The organism is Pseudomonas sp. PICF6 (assembly GCF_009831705.1).
Taxonomy (GTDB): Bacteria; Pseudomonadota; Gammaproteobacteria; order Pseudomonadales; family Pseudomonadaceae; genus Aquipseudomonas; species Aquipseudomonas rhizophila.
The window spans coordinates 116425-123185 of record NZ_WUUD01000026.1 but is presented as its reverse complement, the minus strand read 5'-3'; the positions used below and the strand labels follow the sequence as shown (position 1 = coordinate 123185).

At 60.1% G+C, this 6761-nt stretch carries 4 protein-coding genes and 2 pseudogenes; 5 read left to right on the top strand and 1 reads right to left on the bottom strand.

The features are described 5' to 3' along the window. A pseudogene (locus GSM73_RS27455) lies at positions 1-937 on the bottom strand (leucyl aminopeptidase); the annotation flags it as partial. A 513-nt stretch (positions 938-1450) separates the two neighbouring features. Between GSM73_RS27455 and lptF the strand changes: the two are divergent. From lptF to rnc, 5 genes and pseudogenes are all read left to right on the top strand, one after another. Further along, the gene (gene lptF / locus GSM73_RS17090; RefSeq protein ID WP_047228878.1) at positions 1451-2572 is read left to right on the top strand and encodes an LPS export ABC transporter permease LptF; all 1122 of its coding nucleotides are present in this window, start codon (positions 1451-1453) and stop codon (positions 2570-2572) included. Next, the gene (lptG, locus tag GSM73_RS17085) at positions 2565-3626 is read left to right on the top strand and encodes an LPS export ABC transporter permease LptG (RefSeq protein WP_047228879.1); all 1062 of its coding nucleotides are present in this window, start codon (positions 2565-2567) and stop codon (positions 3624-3626) included. The genes lptF and lptG overlap by 8 nt, the downstream gene beginning before the upstream one ends. A 139-nt stretch (positions 3627-3765) precedes the next feature. Continuing rightward, on the top strand, positions 3766-5565 hold the full coding sequence (lepA, locus tag GSM73_RS17080; protein ID WP_047228880.1) for a translation elongation factor 4: 1800 nt from the start codon (positions 3766-3768) through the stop codon (positions 5563-5565). Between the two features lie 5 nt (positions 5566-5570). Beyond that, positions 5571-6425: a signal peptidase I gene (gene lepB / locus GSM73_RS17075; protein ID WP_047228881.1), complete on the top strand. Its 855-nt coding sequence runs from the start codon at positions 5571-5573 to the stop codon at positions 6423-6425. 184 nt (positions 6426-6609) lie between these two features. Further along, a pseudogene (gene rnc, locus GSM73_RS27450) lies at positions 6610-6761 on the top strand (ribonuclease III); the annotation flags it as partial.

The following is a 6761-nucleotide window of genomic DNA, read 5'->3' as shown; positions in this document are numbered from 1 at the left end:
CTGGACGCGAGGCGTTACCGCTGGGCATGTTCTCGGCGCAGGCCAGGATGCACACCAGGTTGATCGGCAGTTGCAGTTCGAGCACGGCGCGCAGGGTGCCGAACACGCTCGCGGCGCCGCCCATGTCGTACTTCATTTCATCCATGCCGGCGCCCGGCTTGAGGCTGATGCCGCCGGTGTCGAAGGTGATGCCCTTGCCGACCAGTGCGTACGGCTTCTCGGACTTCTTGCCACCGTTGTATTGCATGACGATCAGGCGTGGCGGCTGTGCGCTGCCCTGGCCGACGGAGTAGAACGAGCCCATGCCCAGGTCTTTGATTTTCTTTTCGTCGAAGACTTCGACTTTCAAGCCCTTGAATTCCTTGCCCAACGCCTTGGCCTGTTCACCCATGAACGTCGGGTGGCAGATGTTCGGTGGCAGATTGCCCAGGTCGCGGGTGAAGGCCATGCCGTTGGCGATCGCGGTGGCGTGGGTCACGGCACGCTGAACTTCAGCCTGGGCAGCCTTGATGGTCAGCAGGGTGATTTTTTTCAGGGCGCGGGGTTCGGCTTTCTGGCTCTTGAACTGGTCGAACTGGTATTCGCCGTCCACCAGGGTTTCAGCCAGCAGGCGGTTTTTGCCGTAGCTGTCGCGACCCTTGACCACCAACTCGTCCAGCGCCAGGACGGCATCAGCGCCACCCAGACCCTTGAGGGTGCCCAACACGCCGGCGATGATTTTACGGAACGGACGGTCGCCCAGTTCGGCGTCCTTGCCCACGCCCACCAGCAGCACGCGCTCGGCCTTGAGGTTGGGCAGGTTGTGCAGCAACAGGCTCTGGCCGACTTTGCCAGCCAGGTCGCCGCGCTTGAGCACAGCGCTGATGGCACCGCCGCTCAGGCTGTCGAGTTGGGTGGCGACGACGCCGAGCTGGCGGTTTTCACCGACGGCAACCACCAGCGTGGCGGTTTTCAACGTTTCTGGGCTGACGCTTTTTACAACCAGTTCCATGTCCGGATCCCTGAATGAATGGTCAAGATGCCAGGCGCCGACACAATGGCGCGCTGAGCGAGCTTCTTCTATATAAGAGAAGCGCCGGTGCTTGCCGGCGACAAAGGCCGCAGTTTGAACCCCGGCGCCAGGGCCTGACAACCCCACCGACAGCGCTAAGTTGTGGCTTTAAGCACCGGGTTAAAGCGTGCGAAGTGACAGGCGCCCCCAATCACAGGATAATGCGGCTCTTTTTTCGGCGGCGCGCTGTGGCGGGCCGGCTCGATACATTTGCTTGTTTGGCCGCCTTAGGGTTTGTATGAAAAGTCGCCGAGCGGCGATCAGGCAAGGCGAAAACAGGCGAGGAAGCGGAGTTGACTGGTTGTCAATGAGCATTCCGAGCCTGTTTTCAACGCAGCATGATCGTCGCGCAGGCACTTTTCGTACAAATCCTAGCCTGACAGCCCTGGAGTGTCTGGTGTGATCGTCTTCCGTTATCTATCCCGCGAAGTCCTGCTGACCCTGAGCGCCGTCAGCGCCGTGCTGCTGGTCATCATCATGAGCGGGCGCTTCATCAAATACCTCGCCCAAGCGGCCTCCGGTGCCCTGGATCCAGGCTCGCTGTTCCTGATCATGGGCTTTCGCCTGCCGGGCTTTTTGCAACTGATCCTGCCGCTGGGGTTGTTCCTGGGCATTCTGCTGGCCTACGGCCGGTTGTACCTGGACAGCGAAATGACCGTGCTGTCGGCCACCGGCATGAGCCAGCAACGCCTGTTTCGCATGACCCTCTTCCCGGCCACTCTGGTGGCGCTGGTTGTGGCCTGGCTGAGTCTTAGCCTGGCGCCCCAGGGAGCCAACCAGTTCCAGATGCTGATCAATCAGCAGGACGCCCTGACCGAGTTCGACACCTTGGTGCCCGGGCGCTTCCAGGCCCTGCGCGACGGGACTCGCGTCACCTATACCGAAGAACTCTCGGAAGACCGGGTCGACCTGGGCGGCGTCTTCATTACGCAAAAGAACGTGTCTTCCGACACCAAGAAGGACCGCGGCATTTCGGTGCTGGTGGCTGAGAAGGGGCGTCAGGAAATCAACCCCGACGGCAACCGCTACCTGATCCTGGAAAACGGCTACCGCTACGACGGCAAGCCGGGGCAGGCCGATTACCGGGCCATCAAGTACGACACCTATGGCGTATTGCTGCCCAAGCCCGAGGTCAGCGACGAAGTCACCGACCGCGATGCCATGCCCACCTCCAGCTTGCTGGGCAACAACGACATTCGGGCGCGCACTGAATTGCAATGGCGCCTTTCGCTGCCGCTGCTGGTATTCATCGTGACCCTCATGGCGGTCCCACTGGCGCGAGTCAATCCGCGCCAGGGCCGTTTCCTCAAGCTGCTACCGGCGATTCTTCTGTATATGGCTTACCTGACCATCCTGATTTCCGCCCGTAGCGCGCTGGAGAAAGGCAAGATCCCGCCCGCGCTGGGCCTTTGGTGGGTGCATTCGATCTTCCTGGCGATTGGCCTCGGGTTGCTCTACTGGGAACCACTGCGCCTGAAGCTGGCCAGTCGTCGCAGCGCGCTGGAGGTGGCCCGTGGTTAAACTCGATCGGTACATCGGCAGCAGTGTGTTCATGGCGATTCTCGCGGTGTTGGGGATCATTCTTGGCCTGGCGACCCTGTTCGCCTTCATCGATGAAATGGGTGATGTCAGCGACACCTATACCTTGATGGACGTGTTGAGTTACGTATTGCTGACCGCCCCGCGGCGACTCTACGACATGTTGCCGATGGCGGCGCTGATCGGTTGCCTGATCGGCCTGGGCAGCCTGGCAAGTAACAGCGAGCTGACCATCATGCGCGCCGCCGGTGTTTCCGTTGGTCGGATCGTCTGGGCCGTGATGAAACCGATGCTGGTGCTGATGCTGGTGGGTTTGCTGGTCGGCGAATACGTTGCCCCGGCCACCGAAAACACCGCTCAGGCCAACCGTTCCCTGGCCCAGGGTGGTGGCGACGCACAAAGCGCCAAGCACGGCCTGTGGCACCGCCAGGGTGACGAGTTCATCCACATCAACTCGGTCCAGCCCAACGGTGTCCTGTACGGCGTGACCCGCTACCGCTTCGACGACCAGCGGCACATGCTGTCGTCGAGCTTCGCCAAGCGCGCCAAGTTTGTTGAAGATCACTGGCAGCTCAATGATGTCACCACCACGTTGTTCCATGACAAGCGCACCGAAGTGGTCGCTGCGCCGCAAGAGCGTTGGGACGTGGCGCTGAGCCCGCAGTTGCTCAGCACTGTGGTGATGGCGCCGGACTCCCTGTCGATTACCGGTTTGTGGGGGTATATCCACTATCTGGCGGATCAGGGCTTGAACAACGGTCGCTACTGGCTGGCTTTTTGGGTCAAGGTGTTGCAGCCGCTGGTCACCGCAGCCTTGGTGCTGATGGCGATTTCCTTCATCTTCGGCCCGCTGCGTTCGGTGACCCTCGGTCAGCGTGTGTTTACCGGCGTACTGGTGGGTTTCACCTTCCGTATTGCCCAGGATTTGCTGGGGCCGTCGAGCCTGGTATTCGGTTTCTCGCCGCTGTTTGCGGTGCTGGTACCGGCCGCCGTCTGCGCCTTGGCCGGGCTCTGGCTGTTGCGCCGGGCCGGTTGATCAGCGCACCGATGGCGAGGGGGCTGCGGGGGCAAGGCTGTGTGGGAGCAAAGCTTGCTCCCACTTGCGCGGTGTATCAGGTACAATTCCCGGCTATTTTTCGGCGGGCCATGCCTGCAGCCTTTTTGAGTGTTGATCCGTGAGTGATTTGAGTCATATCCGCAATTTCTCCATCATCGCCCACATTGACCATGGTAAGTCGACGCTGGCTGATCGCTTCATCCAGATGTGCGGCGGCCTGGCCGAGCGTGAAATGGAGGCCCAGGTCCTGGATTCCATGGATCTGGAGCGTGAGCGCGGGATCACCATCAAGGCCCACAGCGTTACGCTCTACTACAAGGCCCGCGACGGCATTACCTATCAGCTGAACTTCATCGATACCCCGGGCCACGTCGACTTCACCTATGAAGTCAGCCGGTCGCTGGCGGCCTGTGAAGGTGCATTGCTGGTGGTCGATGCCGGCCAGGGCGTCGAGGCGCAATCGGTTGCCAACTGCTACACGGCCATCGAGCAGGGCCTGGAAGTCATGCCGGTGCTGAACAAGATCGACCTGCCCCAGGCCGATCCGGACCGCGTGAAGGAAGAAATCGAGAAAATCATCGGCATCGATGCCACCGACGCGGTCACTTGCAGCGCCAAGACCGGCCTGGGCGTGGACGAAGTGCTCGAGCGCCTGGTGACCACCATTCCTGCGCCGACCGGCAATATCGAAGATCCGCTGCAAGCGTTGATCATCGATTCCTGGTTCGACAACTACCTGGGCGTCGTCTCCCTGGTTCGCGTGCGCCACGGCCGCGTCAAGAAGGGTGACAAGATCCTGGTCAAATCCACCGGCAAGATCCACCTGGTGGACAGCGTCGGTGTCTTCAACCCGAAACACACCGCCACCGTTGATCTGAAGGCCGGTGAAGTGGGTTTCATCATCGCCGGCATCAAGGACATTCACGGTGCACCGGTCGGTGACACCCTGACCTTGAGCTCCACCCCCGACGTCGATGTGCTGCCCGGCTTCAAGCGTATCCAGCCTCAGGTCTACGCCGGCCTGTTCCCAGTCAGCTCCGACGACTTCGAGGATTTCCGCGAAGCCCTGCAAAAGCTGACCCTGAACGACTCGTCCCTGCAATACACCCCGGAAAGCTCCGACGCCCTGGGCTTTGGCTTCCGTTGCGGATTCCTGGGCATGCTGCACATGGAGATCATCCAGGAGCGCCTGGAGCGCGAGTACGACCTGGACCTGATCACCACGGCGCCGACGGTAATTTTCGAGCTGCTGCTCAAGAACGGCGAAACCATCTACGTCGACAACCCGTCCAAGTTGCCGGACCTGTCGGCCATCGAGGATATGCGCGAGCCGATCGTGCGGGCCAACATCCTTGTGCCGCAGGAGCATCTGGGCAACGTCATTACCCTGTGCATCGAAAAGCGGGGCGTGCAGCACGACATGCTGTTCCTCGGTACCCAGGTCCAGGTGACCTACGACCTGCCGATGAACGAAGTGGTGCTGGACTTCTTCGATCGCCTGAAATCCACCAGTCGCGGCTATGCTTCGCTGGACTATCATTTCGATCGTTACCAATCGGCTAATCTGGTGAAGCTGGATGTGCTGATCAACGGTGAGAAAGTCGATGCCCTGGCATTGATCGTGCACCGTGACAACGCGCACTACAAAGGTCGTGCATTGACCGAGAAGATGAAGGAACTGATTCCGCGGCAGATGTTCGATGTGGCAATCCAGGCCGCCATTGGTGGGCAGATTGTGGCGCGTACAACCGTCAAGGCGCTCAGAAAGAACGTATTGGCCAAATGCTATGGCGGCGACGTCAGCCGTAAGCGCAAGCTGTTGGAAAAGCAGAAGGCCGGTAAAAAACGCATGAAGCAGGTTGGTAACGTGGAAATTCCACAGGAAGCCTTCCTTGCGGTGCTCAGGTTGGATAGTTAGGTCCTATGTCGCTAAATTTCCCGCTGTTGCTGGTTATCGCCGTGTTCGTCTGCGGCCTGTTGGCGTTGCTTGATCTGTTGTTCCTGGCGCCGCGGCGCCGGGCTGCCATCGCCTCCTATCAGGGCAGCGTCAGCCAGCCTGATGGGGTGGTGGTCGAAAAACTCAACAAGGAACCGCTGCTGGTCGAATACGGCAAGTCGTTCTTTCCGGTGTTGTTCATCGTACTGGTGCTGCGCTCGTTCCTGGTGGAACCGTTCCAGATCCCGTCCGGCTCAATGAAGCCGACCCTGGATGTGGGCGACTTCATCCTGGTGAACAAGTTCTCCTACGGGATCCGCCTGCCGGTGATCGACAAGAAGGTCATCGAAATCGGTGACCCGCAACGCGGCGATGTCATGGTGTTCCGTTTTCCGAGCGATCCGAACGTCAACTACATCAAGCGTGTGGTCGGCTTGCCGGGAGACAAGATTCGCTACAGCGCCGACAAGCGCCTGTTCGTCAACGGCGAACTGGTGGCCGAACGGTTGATCGGCTCCGAGCCGGGCACACTGGGCAGCGCCGAGCTCTACCAGGAAAAACTCGGCGAGGCCGAACACCTTATCCGCAAGGAAATGAGCCGTTACCGCGCCGCACCGGACCATTCGTGGACCGTGCCGGCCGGGCACTATTTCATGATGGGCGACAACCGCGACAACTCCAACGACAGCCGGTACTGGGATGATCCGAACATTCCCAAGGACATGCTGGGCATGGTCCCCGACCGTAATATCGTCGGCAAGGCCTTTGCGGTCTGGATGAGCTGGCCGGAACCCAAACTCAGTCACCTGCCGAATTTCTCGCGGGTTGGCCTGATCAAGTAATCACACACGGCGCTGTTGAACACAGCGCCGAATGCATTTCTGGAGCCTGCACAAGGTTGCCCGAAGGCATGAAGCCAACGATAGTCAGGACGTCATTTTTGAACACAGCGTTAATTGTCCCAAGCCAACGGCGCTTCGCGGCCGTGGTGGTGGAATCCAGCCACGAACTCAGCGTGGGTAAACCGTGAGCGTTTCTCTAAGCCGTCTCGAGCGTCAGCTCGGCTACACTTTCAAGGATCAGGAGCTGATGCTTCTGGCTCTCACTCACCGCAGTTTTGCCGGGCGCAACAACGAACGCCTGGAGTTTCTGGGTGATGCCATCCTCAACTTCGTGGC